Consider the following 25,548-nt stretch of genomic DNA (forward strand, 5'->3'; position numbering starts at 1 on the left):
AATGAAAGTAATACAGATCTTATAGGAGGTTTACAGCGATGCAAAGACAAGACGCGCAATATTATGTATCGAAGCTAGGTCTCGAGCCACATCCCGAGGGCGGATATTATAAAAGAACTTTCGAATCTCAGGAACAGACCTCAGATCAAGAACTGAGTGTAAATTTTGAAGGAACTAGAAAGCTTTATACCAGTATCTATTTCCTTCTCGGTTCAAATGATATCTCTCATTTCCATCGTTTGAAATCTGATGAGCTATGGTACTATCATGCAGGAAGCCCGCTTACGATTCATGTCATTGATGAGAATGGTGAATATAAAGCGCACAAATTAGGAATCAATTTGGAGCAAGGCGAAGTGCCTCAGATTCTCGTTCCTAAAAATTCAATCTTCGGTTCCTCTGTGATGGATGAAGATACTTTCTCTCTCGTTGGATGCATGGTGTCACCTGGATTTGAATTCCGAGATTTCGAAATGTTTACACAAGAGCAGCTCTTGGCTACATACCCTGAGCATAAAGAAATCATCATGAAGTTAGCTTATGAGGTACTCCCAGATTAGGCATTCATTATCATTGTTTCGTAATAAACACCTTGAGTTATAAGATGGGCACCATGCCGATCCTATAGCAAAAGGTGTTTTTTGTTTTTGCTTATGATTATTTATAGGAGCTCATTCTATCTAGGTACAGCACAAGGACCCGCTGCCAAATAAGACCTTACTATATAACAACAGGCATCGTTCTCTGCTTCTTAGCGAGAACGATGCCTGTTTATCAATTTAATCGAACCGATTTATTTACTCTGTAGAGCCCAAACATGAATCAGACACTACTTGATGGACGATTGTAGTTCACCATTGTTTAGACCGAGTGTCCGTGCAGTAGAAGTATGAATTTGACGGATAAGATCAGGATTCTTCATTAAAGACATTCCGTAGGAAGGAATCATTTCTTTTAATTTCGGTTTCCAATTGTTCAAATGCTCAGGGAAGCATTTCTCAATCACTTCAAGCATAACAGGAACAGCGGTCGAAGCCCCTGGAGAAGCGCCCAGTAAAGCAGCAATTGAGCCATCCGAGGCACTTACCACTTCCGTACCAAATTGCAGAGTCCCTTTGCCTCCAGCCTTGGTATCTTTAATAACTTGGACGCGCTGTCCTGATACAAGCAAATCCCAATCTTCGCTTTTGGCATCGGGAATGAATTCTCGCAGTTCTTCCATCCGTTTTTCTTTGGATAACATCACTTGTTGAATGAGATATTTTGTTAAAGACATATTTTTAGCTCCAGCTGCGAGCATCGTGAGCACATTGTTGGGTTTTACGGAACCGATCAAATCGAACATTGATCCCGTCTTTAAAAATTTGGGTGAGAAGCCGGCAAAAGGTCCAAAAAGTAATGATTTTTTATTATCAATAAATCTTGTATCTAGATGCGGAACTGACATAGGCGGTGCTCCTACTTTTGCTTTGCCATACACTTTAGCATGATGTTTAGCGATCACTTCTGGGTTATTACACACCATGAAAAGTCCGCTGATTGGGAATCCGCCAATATGTTTGCCTTCAGGGATTCCTGACTTTTGTAGTAAGGGAAGACTGCCGCCTCCGCCGCCAACAAAAACAAATTTAGCGGTATGGCGCTCAACCTGACCGCTGCCATTTCGTACTTTTAATTCCCACGATCCATTACTGTTTCGTTTTATATCTTCGACACTATGTTTAAATTTGATGTCCACGTTTTTGTTCTTTAAGTGGCCAAATAACATCCGCGTTAAAGCTCCAAAGTTTACATCCGTACCTGCTTCCATCTTAGTGGCAGCGATAGGCTCATTTGTTTTGCGATCTTTCATAATAAGCGGAATCCATTCCTCTAGTTTCTTTGGATCACTGGAAAACTCCATGCCTTGAAACAGAGGATTGCCGATCATTGTATCATAACGTTTTTTCAAAAATGCTACATCTTTTTCGCCATGTACTAGACTAATATGGGGTAATGGCATAATAAAATCATGTGGATTGCGAATCAAATTACTTTTTACTAGATAAGACCAAAACTGCATAGATACTTGAAACTGTTCATTCACATTTACTGCTTTATTGATATCGATTGAGCCATCTGCTTTTTCAGTTGTGTAGTTAAGCTCACAGAGTGCGGCATGACCCGTTCCTGCATTGTTCCACTCATTAGAGCTTTCCTCACCTGCACTTGCTAACTTTTCAAATACTTTAATGTTCCAGTTCGGTACTAATTCTTTTAGCAATGTCCCTAAAGTCGCACTCATGATTCCAGCACCAATTAAGATTACGTCTGTTTCGGTTTGTCTGTTGCTCATAATTACCGTCCTTATACGCTAGTATTTGAAGAAAAGATGTATACGCTATCATGCAAGTTATAAATAGCCTTTTCGCATACCTTTTCTAGATGAATTGAACCTATACCTAGCATATCACTATTTTATCGACTTTTAAATAATAGAAAACTGTGTAAATTTTGCTGTTTGTTAGGATTATAATTCCATTATAGATATAAAAACACGGCACAGTGGATGTCATCCCTGTACCGCATCTTTACGTACAACGAAGGTAACGTTCTCCCTCTATTCTTTTACTTTTTTATCATATCCTGAGTCGAATTATGACTCACTGTCGCTTCTTCAATATCTTGCGAGGCCCAGTGATCCAGTGACACGTCAGACCACGATGAGACAGTGATGCCGGCTAGCGGTCCTCTGTTTAGTACTCTATTGATTAGGGTCACCGCTTCTGCTCGGCTTAGATATTGATTCGGCTTAAAGCTTCCATCCGGCATTCCTTTCATATAACCTGCCTTTTGTACCAAGGCTATATTTTGTTCTGACCAATGACCTTTTGTATCGATGAATGGTGAAGAGGAATCTCCACTCAAATCCATCCAGCGCACCACAACTGCCGCCATCTCTGCTCTAGTTAGCATCTTATTCGGCCCAAAGGTCCCGTCTCTATATCCTGTCATTAAACCTGCTGAAGTGACATCATGGATCTCTTTTGCTGCCCAGCCGAGATCGTCAGTGTAATTTATCGTCTGAGCGGTTACCTCTTGTCCTGCATGAAGCCTCGAAAGGATAGTGGCCATTTCTGCTCGAGTCATCGCTTGATCAGGTTTAAAGGTACCATCCGGATATCCTGTCATATACGGTTGATGGACATTTGGCTGTGAGTCTGCAGGCGGGGCAGGATTCTCAGGCGTTGGAGCTGGACTCTCAGGAGTCTCTGGCTGAGACTCCCCCCCTCCAGGACTCTCCGGTGCTGTCCCTGTACCTGAATCAGGAAGGGATTCCACCCCTTTTACATAGTTCAGATAAAAATCATCAATGGTTCCCCAAGCACCGCCGCCTGCTTTAATATTCGCTCCGATCGTAATGGTTCCATCCGTAACGAGAATATTCTGAATCTCTGGATTTCTCCACTGTGCCCATCCACCTACATCGGTAGCCACCTTCACTTCTTTACCGCCGGATACAGCAAACAGATTCATATCCGAACTCGTCGCATCGCCCCCTTGGATAAACATAGAGAGATTATAATAGCCGTTCTTCAGTCCTGGGATCGTCTGCTCCACTCTAAAGTCCACTGCTTCTGCGGAGTAGAAATGCAGAGAATAGCTGCCTGTTTTTGCATCGGTCACTTTGTCCTGATAATTGGTATGCGGCTCTCTTCCTTCTCCATAAGTGATCTTCCACATACTCCGGTTCTCACTCTCAAAGCCTCCATTACTGACGTGATTCTGTTTCTTAATTTCAAGAATAGCCTTTACCGTTTTTCCACCTTCAGCCGTTCCACTAATCTCATAACTGCCTGGACCTTTGCTTTCGGCTTGTTCCAGCTCACTTTGATTCCACACAACCGATAACGCCCTTGTACTTCCATCATTGTAAGTAACATTTACAACGGTCGGCAAAGTGATCTTCTCTCCTGCTATCGCTGTCACAGCTACATCCTTAATTTCATCAATAGCAACGGGAGCAACAGCCCCTGTATTGACATATTTGAACACATTCAGTGAAGGGAGCGGGTGACCACTAAAATCAAATAGAGCCTGATTATCAACGGCACTTCCCCCGTACCATTTTCCTGCATCATCAGGATCATATTCTTTGGAATAGCTGGATGCCCAGCCCGATCCATGCTCTTCCCATTTGACTTTGTTCTGCTCTAAGTTTTCACTCGGACCCACAGGAAGCCATGCCGGCTCCCAGTAGAAAACACCGATTCCTGCCTTACCGACATTGGCCACCGCTTGAATGACGTCTCTAACCGAGTTAGCCTGACCTTGTGGAGTGATCGAATAGTTTAACGTTTGACCAGAGCCCGGAGCCGTATTACCATGTCCGTCACCGTCTTCTTTCGTATACGTATAAGAAGTTTCTGCAACCATCACTTTTTTCCCATAGCTATCGGCAACTTGTTTCAACACCGAAGTTAGATTACTCAGTGTGCCGTGCCAGAATGGATAATAGGAACTTGCAAATACGTCATAGTCTACCTCATTTTTCTTCAATTCTTGTGCATAAGAATCATACCGGCCGGCCGTCTCTGGATTCGTAAAATGCAGAGCAACGAGAATATTCTCATCGATCTCTCGAACAGCGCTGCTTCCTGCATTAAATAACTCGCTCATCTTTGTCCAATCGGATTCACCCACAAATTGCCCATTGGTTTCATTCCCGATCTGCACCATGCCAATATCAATGCCTTGTTTGATCATTTCTTGTAAGCTAGCTTTTGTATATTTATACAGTTCACTTTTCTTTTCTGAGAAACTTAAACCTTCCCATGCCTTGGGCGTGTGCTGTTTGGCAGGATCGGCCCAAAAGTCAGAGTAATGGAAGTCCACCAACAGCTTCATATCATTTTCAGTAGCCCTTTTACCAATCGCTATCGCAGTTTGCAGATCATTATTACCGCCGCCATACCCTTTTCCAGCTGAATCGAATGGGTTGTTCCATACTCGTACCCGAATATAATTGACTCCTGCTTCTTTTAACGTTGTAAATATGTCCTGTACTTCGCCGTCCTCTCTATAGAACTCCACTCCGCTTTTTTCCAAAGAAATGATGCTGGAGATATCAACACCCTTAATAAAATCAGGTGAGAGTCCCTCTACCTTTTTCACAAAAATATTTGCTTTTTCTGGCTGAGTTGTATCGGTACTTACTTGCTTCAGTTCAAAACGATCGATATATCCCCACGCACCTGGAGCCCCGCTTATATTGGCCCCAATGACAAAATCAGAAGCATCTTCTTTTAAGACAAAATTCAGATTGGCTGTTTCCCAAGCATTATAGCCCGTGGTAGAAACCGCTGCTGCTTTATCATCTCCCGCAAATAGTCCAACGCTTCCCGCCGCCTTATCAGCTCCACCCATCGACTTCACTGACAACTCATAAGTCCCTGCTGGGAGGGACTTAATGGACTGTTTTAACGTGACTACTTGGGTATTTGGAGCATCTGGTTTAATCCAATATTTAAAGGCATGCTCCCCTTCTTCAGCTTTGATTGAGGCATCAGCAGCATAAGCGAAATGGTCAATTTTTACGTTATCCCATACTTCTGTTTCTACCGTCCAAGACTTGTCTATCCAAAAATCAGATTCAAATCCCCCATTCTTGATATATGTACTGATTACATCTTCTGCCTTCGCTGTCCCCATATTGAATGAAAACGTGCTTAACACCAAGATCAATACCATGAATAAAGATATCTGTTTTTCTTTTCTTTTCATGTTTAGACCACCCTTTACCCCTTTTTTCACTACAAAAGCGACTTCCTCCTCTTGTAAGCACTTACATTTAAATATACAAGAGAACATATGACGGGTAACGTATGTAAAAGAAATATTTTGTATCCTTATGCAAGCATTCATCTCACTTAAACCACTCCTGGCAAACGGCAAAAAGCCGTTCCCTTTTGAAAGAGAACGACCCTTCGCAATGAATATATAAGTTCATTTCAATCCAGTGTCTTTGATATTACGATACGCACGCTTGTCCCATTATGATCTGATTGGATGTGTACTCCATACTCTGGCCCGTAATACAACTGAATACGCTCATCTACGTTTTTGATTCCGACACCGCCAAGTTTTGTCGATTGATTCGCTAGGTTCTGTAGCAGTGCATCTTTATCAAATCCATCTCCATTATCGCGAACTGTAAACACAACCTTTTCTCCATCCGTTTCTGCACGAACCTCGATTACACCTTGGCGATCCAGTCCCCGTATCCCATGATACAGTGCATTTTCAACGATCGGCTGTAAGATAATCTTAGGCATTTGTACTCTTAATAAGGATGGATCACAATCAATGGTATACACCAGTCCATCACCGTAACGCTCTTTTTGAATAAATAAATACTGCCTTACATGATCGAGTTCATTCTCTACGGTAGTCAGCTCATTTCCTCCACTTAGCGATAAACGGAAAAACTGTGCCAATGCCTTTGTCATTTCAATGACCTTCTCACTATCATTAAACTCCGCCATCCACACAATAGTATCAAGCGTATTGTAGAGAAAATGGGGATTAATCTGACTATGCAGTGTGCTGATTTCAAGGCGCCGTAAATCCTTTTCTTTGTCCGTAATCTCCTGCATTAGCTTTCTAATCTCCATCATCATCCCGTTAAAGTGCTGAGAAAGGCTTTGCGCTTCATAACATCCCCTGCTATCAACCTTTATCTCTGTAAGTCCTTTTTCAATATCTTGCATGGCTCGCTCTAATTTACGAAAAGGCGTCGTAATCCTTCCTGTAAAAAGAACCACACTGACAGTGGCAATGACGAGAAATCCAAAGCCGAAGAGGACGAAAATGTTAAATAGTTTGTTTTTAATTGCTGTCAGTTCATCTTGGGAGGATACACCGGCAAATATCCAGTCTGCATTCCGTAAAGAATACAAATGTGTAAAAGTCTGCTCGTTCTGATCATACACTGCTGGATTTAAAGCAATTTTATACAGTTCCTGCTGTTTGATTTCATTTTGAAAATAAGCAGGATCTTCATGATATACGACCTCATGGTTGGCATTTAAAATAAAGGAAAATCCCGTATGACCTAAATCTAAATTCTCCAGATAATCTTCAATCACTTTATACTGAACATCAATGAGAAGGACGCCAATATTCCTGCCCTGTTCATTTTTTATTTCACGGCTGAGCGAGATCACCCAGTTATCTTTATCCATACTAAAATCCTGCATGCGCGCCGAAGTGAGAACAGGAACGTTCCCATTATCAATGGCAGATACATACCATGCCTCTTTCATCATATTGCTCGACATGCTCATCGATAAACCCGATTCGTTGGAGATAATTTGCCCGTCCTTACTGACCATAACAATCGACTCAATGAACGGATCGGTAGCTATGGAGGTATCAATCATGCTAAGAATCTTTTCTTTATCTGCTTGCTGCCGATCTGTACTTGAAAAATAATCAACAAGCTGCGGATTCTCCGCAAGTAACCGCGAGAGAGCTTTTAGCCGGTCAATATACAAATCAATGTACATTCCGCTTTGCTCCACTGCATTCTCCGTATTCGTTGTTGCTTCTTTCTGAACAATGGAGGCAATACTAAAGTATAAAATAATGCCGATAAACAGCAGGGTCAGCACACTTGCAATAATATAGTGGAGGGCGATTTGGACACGCAGTTTCTTAAAAACATAGAAGCGTGACATCCTCATTCCCGCGCCTTTTCCCGAAATTGATTAGGGGATAGCATAAATTTTCGTTTGAATGAGGCACTCAAATAGTTCGGATCTTCAAAACCAACCGCATCCGCAATTTCATACACCCGCATATGAGTGCTAAGCAGCAGAATCTTGGCACGTTCTAGGCGCATGGTTACCATGTACTCTTGAAAAGTCTGACCATACAGACGTTTAAAAAGACTGCTGAGGTAGGATGTGCTGAGGGCCAGCTGTTTTGCTAGATACGTTAAGGAAAAATCCTTATTCGCAATATTATCTTCAATCTCTTTTTGTATTTTCACTTTATAACCCGTATCGTCTGCTGTATCCGCATTCTTCTTCAAATCTTGTACAAGTCGCGATACCTCTATGTAATTGTCCGCTTGTTGTCTTTTTTCAATGAGTTTCTTTAGCATTTGCTCAATATCTTTTTTAGAAACCGGCTTTAATACATAATCATCCACACCTGCTTTTAAAGCAGAAACAGCGTAATCAAAATAATCATAGCCTGTCACAAGGGCAATTTTGACGTCTGGTTTAAGGCTCTTCACCGCAATGGCAAAATCAAGCCCATTCATTCTCGGCATATTAATATCCGCTAAAATAAAATCAGGTTCGTGCTCTTTAAAAATTTCTAACGCAGTTTCCCCGTTTGAGGCTTCAAATACCTCAGAGATGGACAATGCTTCAAAATCAACAAAGGAACGAATCCCTCGAATGATGATGGGTTCATCATCAACTAGAAGTAGTTTATACATTGTCTCCTCCTTCTTAAGGCCCCGGCCACTGGTCCATCACAAAGAAGATGGCTTTCACCATCTCCCTTGTTTACCTTATCTCTATTGTACAATACTGTATCTATTTTGTAAGATGTTCCAGATATCCATAACCGGCGGCTTCCATCTCTGCTTGTGGGATAAACGTAATGGCTGCACTGTTAATACAATAACGCAGACCCCCGCGGTCCTTTGGTCCATCTTCAAATACATGACCTAAATGACTGTTCCCGGTGCGGCTTCTTACTTCGGTACGAATCATGTTATAACTAGTGTCTTCATATTCAAGCACCACTGCTGGATCGATTGGTTTCGTAAAGCTCGGCCATCCGCACATCGAATCATATTTATCTGCAGATGAGAATAAAGGCTCGCCTGTTACTACATCCACGTAAATCCCTGGTTCGTAGTTATCCCAATATTCATTAGAGAATGCTCGCTCCGTGCCTTTCCCTTGTGTAACTTCATACTGTTCATCCGTGAGTTTTGCTTTAATCTCATCCTCACTTGGCTTTGGATAGAGAGCTGGGTCGATCAGAGAAGGGATCTCCTGATTTTCTAATGAATCAAACTCCACGTGGCAATATCCATCCGGATTCTTCTCTAGATAATCTTGGTGATATTCTTCCGCGAGTGTATATCCGGTCAGCTTCTCAACTTCCGTAACAATGGGATCATCATAACGTTCTTGCTCCGCTGCTATAACTTTATCTATCACTTTTTTATCTTCTTCATTTATATAATAAATACCTGTACGGTATTGCTCTCCGCGATCGTTCCCCTGCTGATTTAGAATGGTTGGGTCAATGATTTTAAAATAATAAGTGAGCAGTTTCTCTAAATCAACGCGCTCTGGATCATACGTGACATGAACCGTTTCCGCATATCCTGTATTACCGCGAACCACCTGCTCATAAGTGGGATTCTCTGTATGACCATTTGCATAACCAGATGTCACATCATAAACCCCGTACACACGGGTCATATAAGCTTCGACACCCCAGAAGCAGCCGCCAGCCAGCCAAATCTCCTCTAGATTATTCTCATCAAAAGCTAAATTCACATTTGGATTTTCGGGGTACTTTGACTCTGCCTTCAGTGATAAACCTGATCCGCTCGTCGCTTTTACCGTTCCGCATCCTGCGATTACAATAACCAGTCCCAAAAGCAGAAACCATCCCATCTTCTTCATTCATCTTCACAGCCTTTCCTTTACTTTATTGATGCGAATTTTTCGGTAATTTGTTCGTTACCCGCATGACCAGGCAGGGTTTGAATGAGTTTTCCTTCCGAGTCAATATACGCAGATGTTGGATATCCACGAACCCCGAATTCATCAGCTACTTTACCCCCTTCATCAAGCAGTACCGTTGTATTCGCTGCTTCTTCCACACCACTAAACCATTTTTTAAAAGCCTCTGTTTCTTTTTCATTTTTATAGCCTGGAGAAACAATTGTTAAGACAACAAAATCTTCATCGCTTTTTGCAAGCGCGTCTACCTCTTCAAGACCTGCTAAGCAGATCGAACACCAGGATGCCCAGAACTTCACATATACTTTTTTTCCTGCATAGTCAGATAAGCTGTGAGTCTTACCGTCAGTGTCAGTTAAAGTGAAATGGGGTGCCTCTGCATTTTCTGAATTTCCTGCACTTGCTGTACTCCCTGCTTCTGTCCTCTTTGTTCCAGATGAACAAGCAGCAAGCAAAGAGATCATGGTTACGGCGAGCAAAATCAGCATCATCTTTTTCATTGTTTTCACTCCTCTTACTGTGGAATCAGTGTAGTAAACCAGTTTAGATTATTAGTCATAAGGAACAGCCCCATAATAATAATGATGACACCGCCAGCAATCTTCATTTTGTTCATATGCTTATTTAATTTTTTTACCTTACGCAGCAAAACATCGGAAAATAGAGCTAAAATTAAAAACGGAATAAGTAAGCCAAGTGCATAGATGAACATAAGGAATGCTCCGTATACTGCCTGACCTTCATTCGCAGATAAACCTAGTACAGCTCCTAAGATGGGCCCAATACAGGGAGTCCAGCCGATACTAAACGTAAAACCGAGTAGATAAGTGCCAACGAGATCCCGCTTTTCACTGCGATTCATCTGCACTTTTTTTTCGCGATTTAACATAGGAACCTGAAACAAACCAACTTGATGTAATCCAAGCAATACCACAATGGCACCACAGACAACGATAAACCAGCTTGTATTCAGTACTGCGCCTAGAAAGCCCGCTCCAAAGCCGAGTATAATAAAACTTGTAGATAAGCCGGCTACAAAAATAAACGTTTTCAGCAGCAAATGAAGGTTCAGCTTTCCTTTAGACAGCGAGCCCCTGCTATTTGTTGTTTGTCCCTGTTCATTTGTAGATAAAATGGAAATGTACACAGGAAGCAGCGGTAATATACACGGAGAGAAAAAGGACAATAAACCTGCTATGAAGACGGAGCTTACTACCAGCTGTTCAATAGCCAACAGGAACACCTCCTTTATACTTGCTTCATTCATATTACAAGGAATTTCCTATTTATGACATAGAATGAGATGTTGTAAATCTTGAAAATGATCTTGTATCTATTCAGATAAAAACGAAAAACGCCAGACACGGAGACACCGTAATCTGACGCTTATTCATTATACTTTGAACTTTCCTACGAGTACTTGCAACTCCTCCGCCATTGTAGACAAGGAAGCCGCAGATGATGTTATTTCTTCCATCGAAGCTAACTGTTCTTCCGTAGATGCAGCAAGGTTCTGCGATTCAGCAGCCACTGTCTTGGAGCCTTCTGAGATCAGCCCTATAGAGTGAACAACCTGCTCTGTACTTACTGATATTTGCTGAGAAGCTGCCGAGATTTCCTGAACTTGATTAGAAACCTCTTCAATATTTTGCTTAATCACTTCAAATAAGTCGCCTGTCTTATGAACAACCCCAATTCCATCGCTGACTTCCTTCACACCTGCTTCTGTTGTTTCCACTACATGATGCGTCCGGTCTTTAATCGTCGTTACGAGCTCGGCTATTTGTCCTGCCGACTGGGATGATTGTTCAGCTAATTTCCTTACTTCATCAGCAACTACGGCAAAACCTCGTCCATGTTCCCCCGCCCTAGCCGCTTCGATCGCTGCGTTTAGGGATAACAGATTGGTCTGAGCCGCAATTTCTGAGATCACTTCCACAATCATTTCTATTTTTTCTGATTGTTCTTCCATGTCTGTCACGGCATCCACTAAGTTGTTCATGGTGAGCTGGATGGACTCCATCTGGGATACGGTCAATTGTATGGACTGGTTACCTTCTATAGCTTTGCTTGCCGTCTCCATAGTAAGCGAGGAGGTCATTTGGGCATTAGAAGCGATTTGCTGAACACCAGATGACATTTCGTGGATTGCCTGAAGGCTCTCATCTACGCTTCTTGACTGCATTTGAGCATTGCTCGATACTTCTTGAATCGTGACTGTGATTGTTTCGGATACCTGACTTGACTGTTCTGAGCTTGCGGTTAGTTCTTCAGACGAGGAAGCTACATGCTCTGAACTAACGCTGATTTGACGAACTAAATCCTGAAGATTATCCCTCATCTGGTGGAAGGAGTTCGCCAACGTTTTAATCTCATCTTTACTTTTTACTTTGGCATCTTGTACTGTCAGATTTCCGAGCGCGATTTGCTCAGCAACAGAAGTGATCGCCACCACCGGTCTCGATATCGAACGTGAACAGAGGTAACCAATGAGTAGAGACATAATAAATGCAAATACACTAACATTTCTAACATTGATAACGGCCTCTCTGAATAAATCGGAGCTTTTCCCGCTTGCTTCATTCATTGATTTCATCTGGTCGCTTGCCAGTTGATCGACGATAGGATCCAGGTTAATTCCTAGTGGGAATACTTCACTCATGAAGTACTCGGTTACCTGATCGGCTGGTGTATTATCTTTGATCATTTGAATTAACTGGTCATTCTTTTGTTTAAATTCATCATTTCCTTCTTGGATCTGCTGCAAGGTTACTTTAAACTCTGGGATATGAGTTAAATTTATAGTATCTGCAATCAGTTGGGTTGCTGTGTTGTATTCATTGGTTAATTTCTCTAGAAACTGAGCGTCTTTCGTAACAATATAAGCTCTGATCAAACTATTTTCTTTTGAAATGTTCACTTGAACTTTTAATATGTTGGAGTAAACCACGACTCTTCTATCTATTAAATCGCTATATTTACTATCAAGTGTCGTTAGGTATAAAGTCGAGATAAATCCGGAAACACCCAATAATAGAGCTACAGCTAAAAAGCAGCTAACTAACTTTCGACCAAGCGTCATTCTAAATTTAAACTTGTTTCTTAACCTACTCGCAAATCCCATATCGCTTCACTCCTTTATGTACTCACCTATCTTATTAACAGCAAAAAAAGTCACTCATTTTACATCGGGCGAGATGGTTGAACATGATGTGTTCATTTTTAGCTGAATTTATTACCTTTCAGAAATAGAAAGCCCTCCTATGTTCTACACTTTTCATTTTCTCAATATATATTGTATCGGCATCCAATACTCATGTATGAATAGGTGACATCCCTTTGTCCGTTTGTGAAAATGCGTATATTTCTATCCCTTCTATAGAAATACGTGAAAATAAGGAATGTGTATGAGGTAACTTTGATCTGGTGATAATACATTTGTTAAGATACTTACTTACTATCATATAAGTCAGAAAGGAACGATAATGCGACAAAACCCAGATCCTAATCGAAATCATAGGTTTTATTCTATTTATGAATTGATGTTGTACATTATATGTGGAGTATCCATTGTCTATTTTGCTATAAATGGAGCTTACGATAAGACTTTTCAAGCAGGTCTAATTATTATCGTCCTGCTACTTTTGAGAGGAATAATGAGGTGGACCAAAACGGAGTTACCTCCTGCCCTATACTTGTCCGTCCTGATCTTTATCACAATTACGATGATGCTTGCCAATCTCTTCGGTATGTATGGTGTCATTCCTTATCTAGACAAGATTGAACATCTGCTGTCTGGGGTTATACTATTCTTCGTTGGCCAGTTCATCTTGAATAAGTTAATAAAGCGTAAAGGGATCGATAGCTTACCTTTCAACATTATCATTTGGTTCTCTTTATTCTTTGCTATTGCTATGGCTGGAATGTGGGAAATCTATGAGTTTTCCGTGGATCATCTATTCCGTCTCCGTTCACAAAATGGCAGTTTGACGGACACCATGTGGGATATCATCTGCGGAACGGTTGGTGCTGGTGCTACCGCCCTCTACGTAATGACTAAACACGTAAAAACAGACAGAATGAATTAACATCACACAATAAGCTTGCAAATAGATCTGATAAAAAAGACCTCTCTTCTCCGAATCAGTCATGCACTTCGCTGACTTCATTCAAGTAGAAAAGAGGTCTTACTATTATATTTTACAGTTTAAACCCACCTGTATATCTTAATATCTACCCCGATTTCCGTTGGGAAACCTTCGGCTACAAATAGCTCCTCATTCAAGTAAGACAGTGCTTTACTATTCGTGATTAATTTAGGATAGGTTCGAAACAAAGCTTCCCTCTCATTTTTCTGAAAGTCACCATTGTTCTCAATATAAATTTGGCAGGTTTCTCCCGTGTAATCCTTGCCGTGAAGCATGTATCTTGCAGATAGACTGTGGCTGCCAGACTTACGGATGATCTGAGTATCTACTCCTCCATCTAACACTTTCCCTTGAAACAGTTCCCCTGTAACTTGTCCTGTAAAAGAAATCATGACTACGGTATCTCCATCATTACTCTGAAGCTCGGCTGAATTTTCAATCTTAACTTGCACGGTGAATACCTCTTCCCATGTCAGCATATTAGTTCACAGTCCCCTTCTTTCTCAAAGTGTACAGAATATATAACAAAACAAACCATAGAGGAGTTAGCAGTAATGCTGGGCGTGTCTCATCCGCAAACAGCATAATGACAAGAATAAATGCGAACAGTGCTAAGACAACATAATTCACAAAAGGGGTGAATGGTGCTTTAAACTTGGATTTTGCATGTAACTCAGGCTTTGTTTTCTTATACTTAATATGACATATGAGAAGTACACCCCAGACCCAAATGAAACAAATGGCACTAATAGTGGTGACGACTCCAAATGCCTGTTCTGGAATCAGTTTACTAAGCAAAGCTCCTGCAGATAGGACAAGCGTTGATACTAATAATCCGTTTCTAGGTACATGATGTTTATTTAGTTTAGAGAAAAAGGAAGGTGCCTGTTTATTGCCTCCTAAACTATATAAGATTCGGCTGGTTGAGAACATCCCGCTATTACAAGCAGAAGCTGCTGAAGTTAAAACAACAAAATTAATCACGCCTGCAGCAATGGGGATCCCTACTAAACTGAATGTTTTAACAAAAGGACTTTCGTTTGCACTAAGTTCCGTCCAAGGACTAATACATAATAGCGCAATAATGGATCCCACGTAGAAAAACAAAATTCGCAGCGGAATTTTATTAATAGCCGATGGAATGTTCTTCTCTGGATTCGATGTTTCCGCAGCTGATACACCGACCAGCTCCACACCGACAAAAGCAAACACTACCATTTGAAATGAAAGTAAGAACCCTGATACCCCATGCGGGAAGATGCCGCCATGCTCCCAAATATTTTTTACCGTGACCACTCCTGTATCTGTCTTAAATTGAGTCACGAGCAAAATAACGCCAATACCAATTAAAGCAAGAATGGTCACTACCTTAATGAGTGCAAACCAAAATTCGAGCTCTCCAAAGTTTTTCACTGTTAACAGATTGAGCCCTAATAAGATGATTAAGCAGATTATTTCGGGTACCCACTGGGGAATATCAAACCAGTATTGTACATACACCCCAACAGCAATCACATCCGCCATAGCGGTCATGATCCAGCAGAACCAATAAGTCCATCCCGTTACAAATGCTGCCCGCGGGCCAAGATAATCTTCAGCAATATCCGTAAAAGACTGATAACCCGCTTTTGATAACAGCAGTTCTCCAAGGGCCCTCATTACAAAGAAAATGGCGATACCTATGATTAGATAAGCAATGATGATTGAGGGGCCTGCCAGCTGTATCGCTTTACCTGATCCTAAAAATAATCCAGTACCAATCGTTCCGCCGATTGCAATGAGCTGTACATGACGATTCTCTAAACCCCTCTGTAACTCTTGTTGTGCCATACGTATCTCTCCTTTATCCTACTAAAATTGTCTACATCCTTCTAAACAGTAAAAAGAAAATAAAAAAAGAGACTGGATATTCTCCAATCTCTCAAGGTCATATAAGTAATAAATAAGCTTTGTATATACATAAATAAACATGTATAACAAATAAGTTATTTAGTACTCTTCTGTCCTTTTGCCTGAGATTGTGAACCCTTCGGCGCCATGAACGATTTCATGGTCTCTCCAGAAGCTGCTCCTGCTATAGTGTGATCCATAGCAATCATAGCCTGCTAGTTATTTAATTTTTTCGTGTGTTCACTCTTTAAATATGTTCACAATATTAATCACAGTCAAATATTTTGTCAATGACATTCACACAACTGTAAAACCCGTACATCCATTATTACTGTCCGGTTATCTGGTTCTCCTTACGAATCTTGATACCTCATCATCAAAAAAAGGAGGTAAGAGATGCGATCTCTTGCCTCCTTCTTCATAAAGAACTATACAGCTTTTAAATGCCAAACTAAGCTTTGGAAGTCGCCTTTCATCTCAACGGGAATATGCAAGCCAGCATACATTAATTCATCCCCGCCGAATACCTCACCATCTCCAGCTACTGCATACTGTTTCGCAGGATCGATTCCTTTTAGTCTTAAGAAGGTGCTAGGTGCTGCTGCCTCATCTAAAACACGGAAATAGAATACAATGGCTTCTGACTTATCTTTATTTGTGAACAACCAAGACGTAATATTGCCTTCAAAAGGACTTTCTAGTCGATAGAAGTCTCCAAATTGAATTAATCCACGGATTTCTTTGTAATTAGAAACTTGTTCTTTGACAATCTTCTTCTCCTCATCCGTCATTTGAGTCAAATCAAGCTCATATCCCAAGTTACCGGACATCGCTACATCTCCTCGCATCTGTAACGATGTAACTCGGTGGACTTGATGATTAGGAACAGCGGAAACATGGGATCCCATTGAAATGATTGGATATACAAGACTTGTACCGTATTGAATTTTCAGCCTGGATATCGCGTCTGTATTGTCGGAAGTCCACGTCTGCGGCATATAATACAGAATTCCTGGATCAAATCTTCCACCGCCGCCAGAGCAGCTTTCAAATAAGATGTTCGGGAAGGAAGATGTGATGGCATCCATTACTTTATATAGACCAAGCATATAACGGTGTGCAGTCTCTCTTTGCCGATCTGCCGGAAGAAGAGCCGAACCAATCTCCGTCATGTGGCGGTTCATATCCCATTTCACATATGAAATGGGAGCACTGGCCAGGATGCTGCACACCCGTTTCGTAATTTCTTCACACACATCATCTCTCGAAAAATCGAGTACAAGCTGTCTGCGGCTCTCCGAACGGCTGCGATTGGGTACATGAAGACACCAATCAGGGTGATCGCGATAGAGGTCACTCTCAACAGAGATCATCTCCGGTTCAAACCACAGTCCAAACTGCATACCTATATTGTTTACACTCTCTGCAAGATGATCGAGACCCTCAGGGAGCTTATTGCGATCAACAAACCAGTCTCCCAGCGAGGTAGTATCATCATCGCGCTTGCCAAACCAGCCGTCATCAAGAACGAATAATTCAATCCCTAAGTCTTGACCTACTTTAGCAATATCCATAATCTTCTCTGCATTGAAATCAAAATAAGTAGCTTCCCAGTTATTCACTAATATCGGACGTTCTTTGTCCCGGTAAGTTCCCCTAACTAGACGGGTACGATATACCTCATGGAATGTTCGAGACATTCCCCCAAGCCCCTCGGATGAATACACCATAACAACCTCAGGAGTTTGGAAGCTTTCGCCGTTTTCCAGTTTCCAACTGAAATCAAATGGATTAATTCCCATCGTTACACGCGTATTTCTAAACTGATCCACCTCGGCCTGAGCTAAAAAGTTCCCGCTATAGACAAAGTTAAATCCATATACTTCTCCATGATCTTCTGTCGCATCTTTTCTGAGAAGTGCCATAAACGGATTATGTTGATGACTGCTTGCCCCTCTTGTACTTTCGACAGACTGGATTCCATGACGCAGCGGCTGACGTGCAATATGTCTTTCTTTTACATGGGCGCCGTGCAGGTGTAAAAAGTCGAATTCAGCATCACGAAAATCAACAGATGCGCTTAGCGCACTGAGTAATTTAATAGAATGAGTTCCCTCATTCACAAAACGAACAGACCGAGTAATCACATTGAACTGTTCAAAGACTGTATAAGTTAAAAACACCTTCAGACCAATTAACGAATCTTCCAAGAGGATCTCAAGCGTTTCTGCCTCATCCTCTTTTTCAACATAGGTGGAAGGAAGCCCCTCTAGCGGCATTTTCCCTTTACTAATTTTATGATCAACATACCGTAAGTCTGTAATGGTTGAGCCATTATCCAGTTGAACTTGGTAAGCAGGCTTTCTAAAATCGGTATTCCCATACTGCGGATATTCCTGCGGCAATGTATCCAGAGAAAACGTACGATCATGTCTATGATCATACGGATTTCCCGAGAATCCCCGGTCTACATATTGAATCGCATTAGAATGCCGATAGTCGCTAACACCTCTGCCCCAGTAATAATGCGCAAGGTACCCATCACGTAATACACCCATTACATAGCTGGTATCTTTAGCCCTCAAATGAAAGGTCTTATTTTCAGAATTATAATGAATTCCCATTGTAATAAAACAACTCCGATCTCAATTTGATTGCTCCTTTATAACCGTGTCTATAATAGGTCAATTGATCTTTCTAGTATGTTTTTGCTATAACACTATCTCGAATGACCAACTCCGCAGGAAGGATCACCTTTAGTGGGATGGTCCTTCCTTTTAAACGATCATAGAGGAGTTTCACTGCTGTTTTCCCCATTTCATCCCCGTACACTTTTACGGTGGATAACGGAGGATTCATATAAGCCGCAGCTTCAATATCGTCATAACTGAATATAGATACATCTTCTGGGACCCGGATCTCTGCTTCATGGAGCGCTCGAAGCACTCCTACTGCGGTAGGATCACTTCCGACAACAATTGCACTTGGCAAATCATTCATTTCAAGTAGCTGTTTCGTTAATGTATATCCGCTTGCTGTACTCCACTCACCGATTAAGACTTTCTCTGGATTATATAATCCTTTTTCCTTCATCGTTTTCTCAAAAGTACGCTGTCTGGTATCTTCTTTATCGCTCGTCTTAAATTTGCTGACGCCATAAATTTCCCCTTTGCCTCCGATATAAGCAATATCAGTATGGCCAAGTTCGAGTAAGTAGGAAATAACGAGCTCTGTAGCGCCTTCAAAATCAGAGATCACAACATCAATGTTTGTATCTTTTGGTACATAATCAACAGCGATTATATTGTTGTTATGAGCATAAATCCCTTTTAAATCAGCAATATCTACATCTCCGATAACAATTAACCCATCTAAATCGCTTACACTATCAGCTGTGATCTGACTTTTCCCAACGATCATTGTGGAAACGATACGTAAGGGATATTGATTACAAGCATCTTCCGCCCCAAGTCGAATGGACTGAAAATAGGGATCAATTGTTTCATCATTGAGCATAATGACACCAATGTTATAGGCTTCTTCCTGTTTTTTTACCTTCACACTTTTTTTTCGAAGCGGTTTATAATCTAACTCATCAACGATAGCCAAAACCCTTTTTCTCGTTTCTTCAGATACGGAAAGGGAGGGATCGTTATTCAATATTCTTGAAACGGTAGCAGTAGAAACTTGAGAATGTCTTGCTATATCTTTAATTGTTACCATGGTATCACCTATACTTTTTAAGTTAATTTTACTTAAATAATCATACCATGAATATGAATCTAAGAGACTAGGAAAGACTTACTTCACCCAGTTTCGCTCTCTTCTCTCCAGACAGCGTAAATATAGAGATAAGTGTGAAGACAAATGCAACCGTACCTAAGAGCAGGTAAGCGCTTTTAAATCCGACAGTATCGTACATATTACCAGCAATGGTTGATAAGAAGATCGCTCCTACTTGCTTTGAAAACTGGAAACCAATTAAATAAATCGTTGCCGATAATCTCATATCAAAATTAGCTGAAATGTATTTAAATACACCGACAAGTAAAATAGGCACTTCTGCGGCATGCATTAATTTTAATAAACTGATGGCAACAGGCCCGTCTGCAATACTGGAACCCAGTATTCGGAATGACATAATAAATCCAGCATAGATTAAGGCTTGTTTTGCACCAAACTTATTAATGATAAATGGTGCGAGAATCATGACGATTGCTTCAAGGAATACTTGGAGGGTGACAAGGTTTCCAAAAACCTCTGTACCCTGACCTTCTGATGAGAAGAACTGAGTAAAGTAGACTGGAAATTGCTGATCATATACATCATAAATACAGCCAACACCAAGGACATAGATTACAAAAAACCAGAACTTTCTATTCTTAAACAGAGAAACTGTTGAAACTTTAGGTGCGGAGGGCTGATCCCCATTATAGAGCGCTTCAGCTTTGTTTCCGCTCATTTTTGCAAAGCTTAATACGAGTGCTAATAAAATCGCTGCAATGGAGCAAATCCAAAAAATAATATTTGGATTGGTAGCAAATAAATGACCGGTTACAAAGGTACTAATTGCAGCACCGATATTACCAAACACTCTGACGCGGCCATACTCAAAATCATTTACATGGCTGACTTTTTCAATGTAGGCTTCGATTACTCCTACACCGCCATTAAAAACAGCACCAAGGTAAGCGCCTCCAACGATGGCTGCGAGAATGATATTGGTTTTGAGCAAAGCGGGAAATAGATAGACGAAGAAAGGACCAATCAGAACTAACAGTCCTACGAAAACCCATAATAAATTTTTCTTTAATCCCAATCGATCTGAAATAATTCCAAAAAACGGCTGATAGCAAATGGCTGCGATGGAGATTGCAGAAAAGACAATTCCTGTACTTGTAGAGCTTAATCCCCCAACTTGTGACAGCCACAAAGATAAAAACATATTACATGCGGCCCACACAAAGAAATACAGTAGAAAGAAACAACCAAATAGCCAATAGTTCTTATTAAGCGTCTTCATTTCAATCCTTCTTTCATCTTTTTTCAAGAAAGCAGTAAAACGATTACATAAAGCGATTACATAAATAACTAGTTATCTTGATGCTGTTTTAGTAAATTTAGTGTAACAAAAAAGTTTGTAAACTACAATAGGAGACTTTTTTTATTCATAATCTCTAAAAAAAGCAGGTTTTTTATGATTTTTCTTATATTATTTTAGTAAATCAAGTTAATATAACATCCTATTTTACTAAAATAATAAAAAACAAGCTAAGATAACTGTTTTTCAAATTATAAAAGGAGATAACAAAAAGGCCTATGTTTGCACCCTGCCTCTCTCATTAGGTGCACACAAAAGCCTTATCATCCCTTATATTACCTATATATTTATTCACAAAATGTTACTGACACAGAAAAACTATTTTTCGAGATAATAGTCAATGGACAATTCCATATACTCATTATTAGTAAAGAAGGTGTTTTTTATTAGTTATCTTAAATCATCTAAAATTCGTATTCTGTCTGTTGCTTTGATCCTATTCTTTATTGCAGCAGTAGGTAAATGGCTTATAAACAAGGATACTACATCCTATTCAACATGGCTTTGGGATACCTCGGTGATCGAGACAGATATGGAGCATACGGTAGAGTCCATTCTTAACATGAACATTCATTCTGTATATTTACAGTACTCTTCAAAAGTTAGCAACGATACCTATAGAAACTTTATTTCTTCCTTGCAAAAAGAAGGAGTAGAGGTATATGCATTAGATGGTGCTCCTGATTGGGGGATTACAGACCATGAAAGTAAAGATCAGTTTCTAGATTGGTTTCATAACTACCAAGCAGATGCGCTTTCTCACGAGCAATTTAAAGGCATTCATCTCGATATCGAGCCTTATCTGTTAGAAAACTGGGACACGAACCAAGAGGAAATTATCTACCAGTATCAAACCCTCCTCTTACAAATAGGCAATTTCGCTGAAAATTTGAACGCAACCTTAGGAGTCGATATCCCTTTTTGGTTTGATGAGATAACCTATGATAATAAATATGGACAAGGTTACCTATCGCAGTGGCTGATCCAAAACACAGATGAAACCACTATTATGGCATATCGAAACTTTGCAGAAGGCAAAAACGGGATTATCGACCTCAGCACACAGGAAGTAGACTGGGCCGAACAGGAGAATAAGAACATAACAATTGCTGTTGAAACTGAAAAAACGCCGGAAGAACACGTTTCATTTTATAATAAAAATAAGCACACCCTTGTTTCGGAGATCAAACATGTACAGAATCATTACAAGGGCCGGATCGCTGGAATCGCTATTCATTCCTTCGAGAGTATGATAGAACGATCGGAGTAGATCCCTAACCTATCTGAAGAATATAAAAAATGGTGTCTATAAGAAAGAATAACTCCTTCTTAAGACACCATTTTTATCTGCTTATTTTTATGACATGTAACTCTCAAAAAAGCCCCGTGATAAACTATATTTACTAACCGATTGCTGTTTAACATCGCATCTTCCCAGGATGTCACTAAGCCACCGATATAAAAATTTATTATATTTTACTTCCAAGACTTTTGTGTCAAAATCAAATAGCGGATACAGAACCGTATTTGGATTAAAAAAGTCTAAATCAATCTCATTACTGCGGATCTCTGAATCTAGCGTGATCCGAATATCATTGGTCGGATGTATAAATGCTTTTCTTCGATATTCAATGATAACAACCGGACGATAATGATCAATCTTCATAATATTATAAATGGTATTCGCTGCTTTACTATTATATTTTAATAAAACATCGTAATCACATTCCATTAATCTCTCAGCATCTTCACGGTCGATAACGACACTATCTTTTCTTTGCGCCGTGCCAAATTTCCGTTTAATCTCTAACTTTACCTTTGGATGATTCACATCATACGTTCTTATTCTAATTTTTTTGCGATTTTCTATTCCGTCTACTCGTTCATAGAAATCCTTATTAAAAGGGGTATCAAAGTATAAAGAACGAATGATATATCCAAAAGCTTTATTATTTTTGTCAGGGATAAGAACATCATTCAACATGCTTGATAACTCAGCATACTGAAAAGAATTGATCACATACTTCATTTCTTTTCTTGATACATTCAAAGTTGTTTCACTCATTAGTAAGAAATCCTTTCGTTCCCTTATTCCATTGAAACACGCTCCATATTTCCCCACTTATGCTTTCCTTTTCGTGTACCCACAAAAGCACCAATTCGAAATAGGGAACACATTTGTCTATAACCGAAACATTCCAATACCGATACAGCAAGAAGTTTACATACACCTTTCGGTGACAGTAAATCACGAAATAAATAATTACAGTAAATAATTGAGATCCAGGAAGCGACAATATTAAATACCATATAAAAAATCAAAAAGAAGATAAGGAATTCCAGATTAATCATATGAAAGAAAAAGGATAACGTTACCGTCAATATTCCGAGAATCTCTAGTAAAGGGGTTATATACTCGAATAAAACGAAATACGGATACGAAATCATACCCACCGTTCCATACATGGGACGAAAGAACATAAAAGAGTGAGAAAAGAGTGCTTGTCCCATCCCTATATGCCAGCGTTTTCTCTGCGATCTCAGCACTGATATTTTCTCAGGGACTTGCGTCCAGCAGATCGCATCGGGTGCATAATCAATATGATAAGGGAGGTTGTTTTTTCGATAATAACAGTGCAGTTTCACAATCAAATCCATATCTTCGCCCATTACATCTGTGGTATATCCGCCCACTTTGATTACTGCTTTTTTATTATAGAGACCAAATGCTCCTGAAATAATTAAATTAGAATTCAGTCCATTCATAGCTACACGTGACATGAGAAACACACGGAAATACTCAATCATTTGGAACATGACAAGCCATTTGTTAGGCGTATCAATTTTTACAATTCTACCATCTTTCATTGTGGCCTGATTTACAACTTTAATATTACCCCCAACGGCAATGACATCATCACTTTCCAGGAATGGTACCACAATTTTCTCCAAGGAGTCGTACTGTAAAATAGAATCTGCATCCAAGCATATAAACAAGGGATATTTACTTACATTAATTCCGGTATTAAGAGCGTCGCTCTTTCCCCCATTTTGTTTATCTACCAGTACAATTCGCTTTCCTTCAACATCACCTTCATAAATATGATGAATCTCTTTGCAGTCTATTTGTTTATGAATAGGGCGTCTTACTTCTTTTAACTCAAAGTGGTCCAGTACTTTCTGCATGGTGGAGTCTTTCGATCCATCATTAACAATAATAATCTCTACTTTGGGATACCTTAAATGCAATAAAGAGGTGATAGAACTGATAATGGTTACCTCTTCGTTGTAGGCAGGAACGATAATAGAAATAGGGATATAATTCTCCCTATGATGAAGCTGCGGGTACCCCATATGGCTTTTCTTTACGAAAAAATCATCAAGTTGGAAGGAAGCCACCATGGTATTTAAAAACACGTAAATCGCATATAGAAACATATAGACCAAGAAAAAGAAATTAATGAACAAGATGATTTGTTTTAAATCCATCTCTTCTCTCCTCCTTTTCCACGTTCTCGATCTGGAAGCGGGCTAATTTCACTTGATCATGATCAGAGTTAATTAGACCTTTGGAATAGAGAGTGTAAATCATGATATCTCTCGCAAAATTGTCTTTTTCACAAAGGACTTTCCTAATGGAACTATCTTTATTAAAAATGTCCTCTTCTTCCAAGCGAAAAAGGGTAAAAGCACAATTGTACCGTACGAACCAGTTCGCATCTTTTATATATTCATGGAGCAGTGTAATCGTTTCTTCACATGGATATAAACCAATTGCCCGTGCACACACGGCTCTCATTTCGTAGTCTTTACTTTTGAAGTTTTCAACAATAAATGGGTATGCCTCTTGTTTATGAACGACTCCAAAATAGCGGATTCCAGCGATGATTATTTCTTTATCACTAGATGTTGTAATGAACTGTAACATTTCATCAGCATATTCACTTATTCTGCGGTTTGTAAAATGATCTAAGATACCCCGCTTTATTTTTGGGCAGAATTCAGCTATATGACTAGCTAACGCTTTATTTAACTCCTGCACATCTCCGCAAAAACTATCCATAAAATCCACAATCACTTTATTATTAAAGTACGATTTTCCTTTTGAGATTCTACGATATGCCTCCATCATGGTATCTACATTTCCTGTGTTTCTTAGGACTCGGAGTGCATTATTCCTCACATACAGCGAAGGATCGTCTAGACTTTCTAGTGCAAAATTGGTGACCTCTTCCGAGTTCATATAATATTCAGCACACAAATATAAGATATAGCTCTTTCGATACTTATTGCGCACGATGCGATTGTTATTTAACATTTCAAAGTCGATAACATGAGTCACCAACTGATGCAGCTTCTCCGTTAAACCGTCCTGTTTCACTCTGGCAAAATAAATAGAATTAAATGCCTGAAGACCTGCTTTGGCTTGGACCTTCTTCCGTAGATTATCCATCTCATCTTCTGAAATGATAGACCCACTTTCTAATTGCATATACTTATCAACAATTGGCTGCATTTCGTTCTCCAATTGGCTGACTCTTCTATGGTCCATTGCTTGTTTCACTTTTGAAAAAACAAGATATAAAATAACAAGAAATAAAACAACGAAGAAAAAAATAATAGAGAAGTATATCAGATCCATAGTCGTCCT

General features: G+C 40.0%; 19 protein-coding genes and 1 riboswitch. Of the genes, 3 read left to right on the plus strand and 16 right to left on the minus strand.

Going from position 1 to position 25,548, the window contains the following annotated elements; genetic code table 11:
* Positions 1-38 precede the first annotated feature (38 nt).
* The gene (locus tag QPK24_RS23115; protein WP_285745107.1) at positions 39-560 is read left to right on the plus strand and encodes a cupin domain-containing protein; all 522 of its coding nucleotides are present in this window, start codon (positions 39-41) and stop codon (positions 558-560) included.
* A 269-nt stretch (positions 561-829) separates the two neighbouring features.
* On the opposite strand, the gene QPK24_RS23120 is transcribed toward QPK24_RS23115, so the two are convergent.
* From QPK24_RS23120 to QPK24_RS23155, 8 genes are all read right to left on the minus strand, one after another.
* Positions 830-2,335, minus strand: coding sequence for a malate:quinone oxidoreductase (locus QPK24_RS23120; protein ID WP_285745109.1), 1,506 nt, complete (start codon positions 2,333-2,335; stop codon positions 830-832).
* 272 nt (positions 2,336-2,607) lie between these two features.
* The gene (locus QPK24_RS23125; RefSeq protein WP_285745112.1) at positions 2,608-5,763 is read right to left on the minus strand and encodes a glycosyl hydrolase 53 family protein; all 3,156 of its coding nucleotides are present in this window, start codon (positions 5,761-5,763) and stop codon (positions 2,608-2,610) included.
* 227 nt (positions 5,764-5,990) lie between these two features.
* Positions 5,991-7,724, minus strand: a complete 1,734-nt coding sequence (locus QPK24_RS23130) for a sensor histidine kinase (protein WP_285745113.1) — start codon at positions 7,722-7,724, stop codon at positions 5,991-5,993.
* Positions 7,721-8,488 carry a response regulator transcription factor gene (locus QPK24_RS23135; RefSeq protein ID WP_285745115.1) on the minus strand — a complete coding sequence of 256 codons (768 nt, stop codon included), beginning with the start codon at positions 8,486-8,488 and terminating at the stop codon, positions 7,721-7,723. Before QPK24_RS23135 ends, QPK24_RS23130 begins: the two co-directional genes overlap by 4 nt.
* 100 nt (positions 8,489-8,588) lie before the next feature.
* Positions 8,589-9,698 (minus strand): peptide-methionine (R)-S-oxide reductase MsrB, encoded by a 1,110-nt coding sequence (gene msrB / locus QPK24_RS23140; protein WP_285745117.1) that lies wholly within the window; start codon positions 9,696-9,698, stop codon positions 8,589-8,591.
* A gap of 20 nt (positions 9,699-9,718) precedes the next feature.
* A complete protein-coding gene (locus tag QPK24_RS23145) occupies positions 9,719-10,258 on the minus strand; it encodes a TlpA family protein disulfide reductase (protein ID WP_285745118.1) in 540 nt (179 codons plus the stop codon).
* Positions 10,259-10,272: 14 nt separating this feature from the next.
* Positions 10,273-10,992, minus strand: coding sequence for a cytochrome c biogenesis CcdA family protein (locus QPK24_RS23150; protein WP_285745120.1), 720 nt, complete (start codon positions 10,990-10,992; stop codon positions 10,273-10,275).
* 159 nt (positions 10,993-11,151) lie between these two features.
* On the minus strand, positions 11,152-12,882 hold the full coding sequence (locus QPK24_RS23155) for a methyl-accepting chemotaxis protein (RefSeq protein WP_285745122.1): 1,731 nt from the start codon (positions 12,880-12,882) through the stop codon (positions 11,152-11,154).
* A 532-nt stretch (positions 12,883-13,414) separates the two neighbouring features.
* Here QPK24_RS23155 and QPK24_RS23160 point away from each other — a divergent pair.
* Positions 13,415-13,846, plus strand: a complete 432-nt coding sequence (locus tag QPK24_RS23160; RefSeq protein ID WP_285745124.1) for a DUF2238 domain-containing protein — start codon at positions 13,415-13,417, stop codon at positions 13,844-13,846.
* Between the two features lie 119 nt (positions 13,847-13,965).
* On the opposite strand, the gene QPK24_RS23165 is transcribed toward QPK24_RS23160, so the two are convergent.
* From QPK24_RS23165 to QPK24_RS23185, 5 genes are all read right to left on the minus strand, one after another.
* Positions 13,966-14,385 carry a DUF3237 family protein gene (locus QPK24_RS23165; RefSeq protein WP_285745126.1) on the minus strand — a complete coding sequence of 140 codons (420 nt, stop codon included), beginning with the start codon at positions 14,383-14,385 and terminating at the stop codon, positions 13,966-13,968.
* Position 14,386: 1 nt separating this feature from the next.
* Positions 14,387-15,736 carry an amino acid permease gene (locus tag QPK24_RS23170; protein ID WP_285745128.1) on the minus strand — a complete coding sequence of 450 codons (1,350 nt, stop codon included), beginning with the start codon at positions 15,734-15,736 and terminating at the stop codon, positions 14,387-14,389.
* Between the two features lie 160 nt (positions 15,737-15,896).
* Positions 15,897-15,978: riboswitch (glycine riboswitch) on the minus strand.
* Positions 15,979-16,224: 246 nt separating this feature from the next.
* Positions 16,225-18,420 (minus strand): alpha-galactosidase, encoded by a 2,196-nt coding sequence (locus QPK24_RS23175; RefSeq protein WP_285745130.1) that lies wholly within the window; start codon positions 18,418-18,420, stop codon positions 16,225-16,227.
* 73 nt (positions 18,421-18,493) lie between these two features.
* Positions 18,494-19,519, minus strand: a complete 1,026-nt coding sequence (locus QPK24_RS23180) for a LacI family DNA-binding transcriptional regulator (protein WP_285745132.1) — start codon at positions 19,517-19,519, stop codon at positions 18,494-18,496.
* Between the two features lie 67 nt (positions 19,520-19,586).
* Positions 19,587-20,819, minus strand: coding sequence for an MFS transporter (locus QPK24_RS23185; protein WP_285745134.1), 1,233 nt, complete (start codon positions 20,817-20,819; stop codon positions 19,587-19,589).
* Positions 20,820-21,237: 418 nt separating this feature from the next.
* Between QPK24_RS23185 and QPK24_RS23190 the strand changes: the two genes are divergently transcribed.
* Positions 21,238-22,167, plus strand: coding sequence for a hypothetical protein (locus QPK24_RS23190; protein ID WP_285745136.1), 930 nt, complete (start codon positions 21,238-21,240; stop codon positions 22,165-22,167).
* Between the two features lie 87 nt (positions 22,168-22,254).
* Here QPK24_RS23190 and QPK24_RS23195 read toward each other — a convergent pair whose 3' ends face one another.
* From QPK24_RS23195 to QPK24_RS23205, 3 genes are read right to left on the minus strand one after another with little or no spacing between them, the layout of a single operon-like run.
* A complete protein-coding gene (locus QPK24_RS23195) occupies positions 22,255-22,962 on the minus strand; it encodes a polyphosphate polymerase domain-containing protein (RefSeq protein WP_285745138.1) in 708 nt (235 codons plus the stop codon).
* A 23-nt stretch (positions 22,963-22,985) separates the two neighbouring features.
* On the minus strand, positions 22,986-24,386 hold the full coding sequence (locus QPK24_RS23200) for a glycosyltransferase family 2 protein (RefSeq protein ID WP_285745140.1): 1,401 nt from the start codon (positions 24,384-24,386) through the stop codon (positions 22,986-22,988).
* Complete coding sequence (locus QPK24_RS23205; RefSeq protein ID WP_285745142.1) at positions 24,355-25,539, minus strand: HEAT repeat domain-containing protein; 1,185 nt, start codon at positions 25,537-25,539, stop codon at positions 24,355-24,357. Before QPK24_RS23205 ends, QPK24_RS23200 begins: the two co-directional genes overlap by 32 nt.
* Between the last annotated feature and the right edge of the window lie 9 nt (positions 25,540-25,548).

Origin of the sequence: Paenibacillus polygoni (genome assembly GCF_030263935.1) — a bacterium.
GTDB classification, from domain to species: domain Bacteria; phylum Bacillota; class Bacilli; order Paenibacillales; family Paenibacillaceae; genus Paenibacillus; species Paenibacillus polygoni.

What these genes read in the sequence shown, in the direction of transcription:
- QPK24_RS23115 (WP_285745107.1), top strand. Translation starts at nt 39, where the DNA reads ATGCAAAGACAAGACGCGCAATATTATGTATCGAAGCTAGGTCTCGAG.
- QPK24_RS23120 (WP_285745109.1), bottom strand. Translation starts at nt 2,335, where the DNA reads ATGAGCAACAGACAAACCGAAACAGACGTAATCTTAATTGGTGCTGGA.
- QPK24_RS23125 (WP_285745112.1), bottom strand. Translation starts at nt 5,763, where the DNA reads ATGAAAAGAAAAGAAAAACAGATATCTTTATTCATGGTATTGATCTTG.
- QPK24_RS23130 (WP_285745113.1), bottom strand. Translation starts at nt 7,724, where the DNA reads ATGAGGATGTCACGCTTCTATGTTTTTAAGAAACTGCGTGTCCAAATC.
- QPK24_RS23135 (WP_285745115.1), bottom strand. Translation starts at nt 8,488, where the DNA reads ATGTATAAACTACTTCTAGTTGATGATGAACCCATCATCATTCGAGGG.
- msrB (WP_285745117.1), bottom strand. Translation starts at nt 9,698, where the DNA reads ATGAAGAAGATGGGATGGTTTCTGCTTTTGGGACTGGTTATTGTAATC.
- QPK24_RS23145 (WP_285745118.1), bottom strand. Translation starts at nt 10,258, where the DNA reads ATGAAAAAGATGATGCTGATTTTGCTCGCCGTAACCATGATCTCTTTG.
- QPK24_RS23155 (WP_285745122.1), bottom strand. Translation starts at nt 12,882, where the DNA reads ATGGGATTTGCGAGTAGGTTAAGAAACAAGTTTAAATTTAGAATGACG.
- QPK24_RS23160 (WP_285745124.1), top strand. Translation starts at nt 13,415, where the DNA reads ATGAGGTGGACCAAAACGGAGTTACCTCCTGCCCTATACTTGTCCGTC.
- QPK24_RS23165 (WP_285745126.1), bottom strand. Translation starts at nt 14,385, where the DNA reads ATGCTGACATGGGAAGAGGTATTCACCGTGCAAGTTAAGATTGAAAAT.
- QPK24_RS23170 (WP_285745128.1), bottom strand. Translation starts at nt 15,736, where the DNA reads ATGGCACAACAAGAGTTACAGAGGGGTTTAGAGAATCGTCATGTACAG.
- QPK24_RS23175 (WP_285745130.1), bottom strand. Translation starts at nt 18,420, where the DNA reads ATGGGAATTCATTATAATTCTGAAAATAAGACCTTTCATTTGAGGGCT.
- QPK24_RS23180 (WP_285745132.1), bottom strand. Translation starts at nt 19,519, where the DNA reads ATGGTAACAATTAAAGATATAGCAAGACATTCTCAAGTTTCTACTGCT.
- QPK24_RS23185 (WP_285745134.1), bottom strand. Translation starts at nt 20,819, where the DNA reads ATGAAGACGCTTAATAAGAACTATTGGCTATTTGGTTGTTTCTTTCTA.
- QPK24_RS23190 (WP_285745136.1), top strand. Translation starts at nt 21,238, where the DNA reads ATGGACAATTCCATATACTCATTATTAGTAAAGAAGGTGTTTTTTATT.
- QPK24_RS23195 (WP_285745138.1), bottom strand. Translation starts at nt 22,962, where the DNA reads ATGAGTGAAACAACTTTGAATGTATCAAGAAAAGAAATGAAGTATGTG.
- QPK24_RS23200 (WP_285745140.1), bottom strand. Translation starts at nt 24,386, where the DNA reads ATGGATTTAAAACAAATCATCTTGTTCATTAATTTCTTTTTCTTGGTC.
- QPK24_RS23205 (WP_285745142.1), bottom strand. Translation starts at nt 25,539, where the DNA reads ATGGATCTGATATACTTCTCTATTATTTTTTTCTTCGTTGTTTTATTT.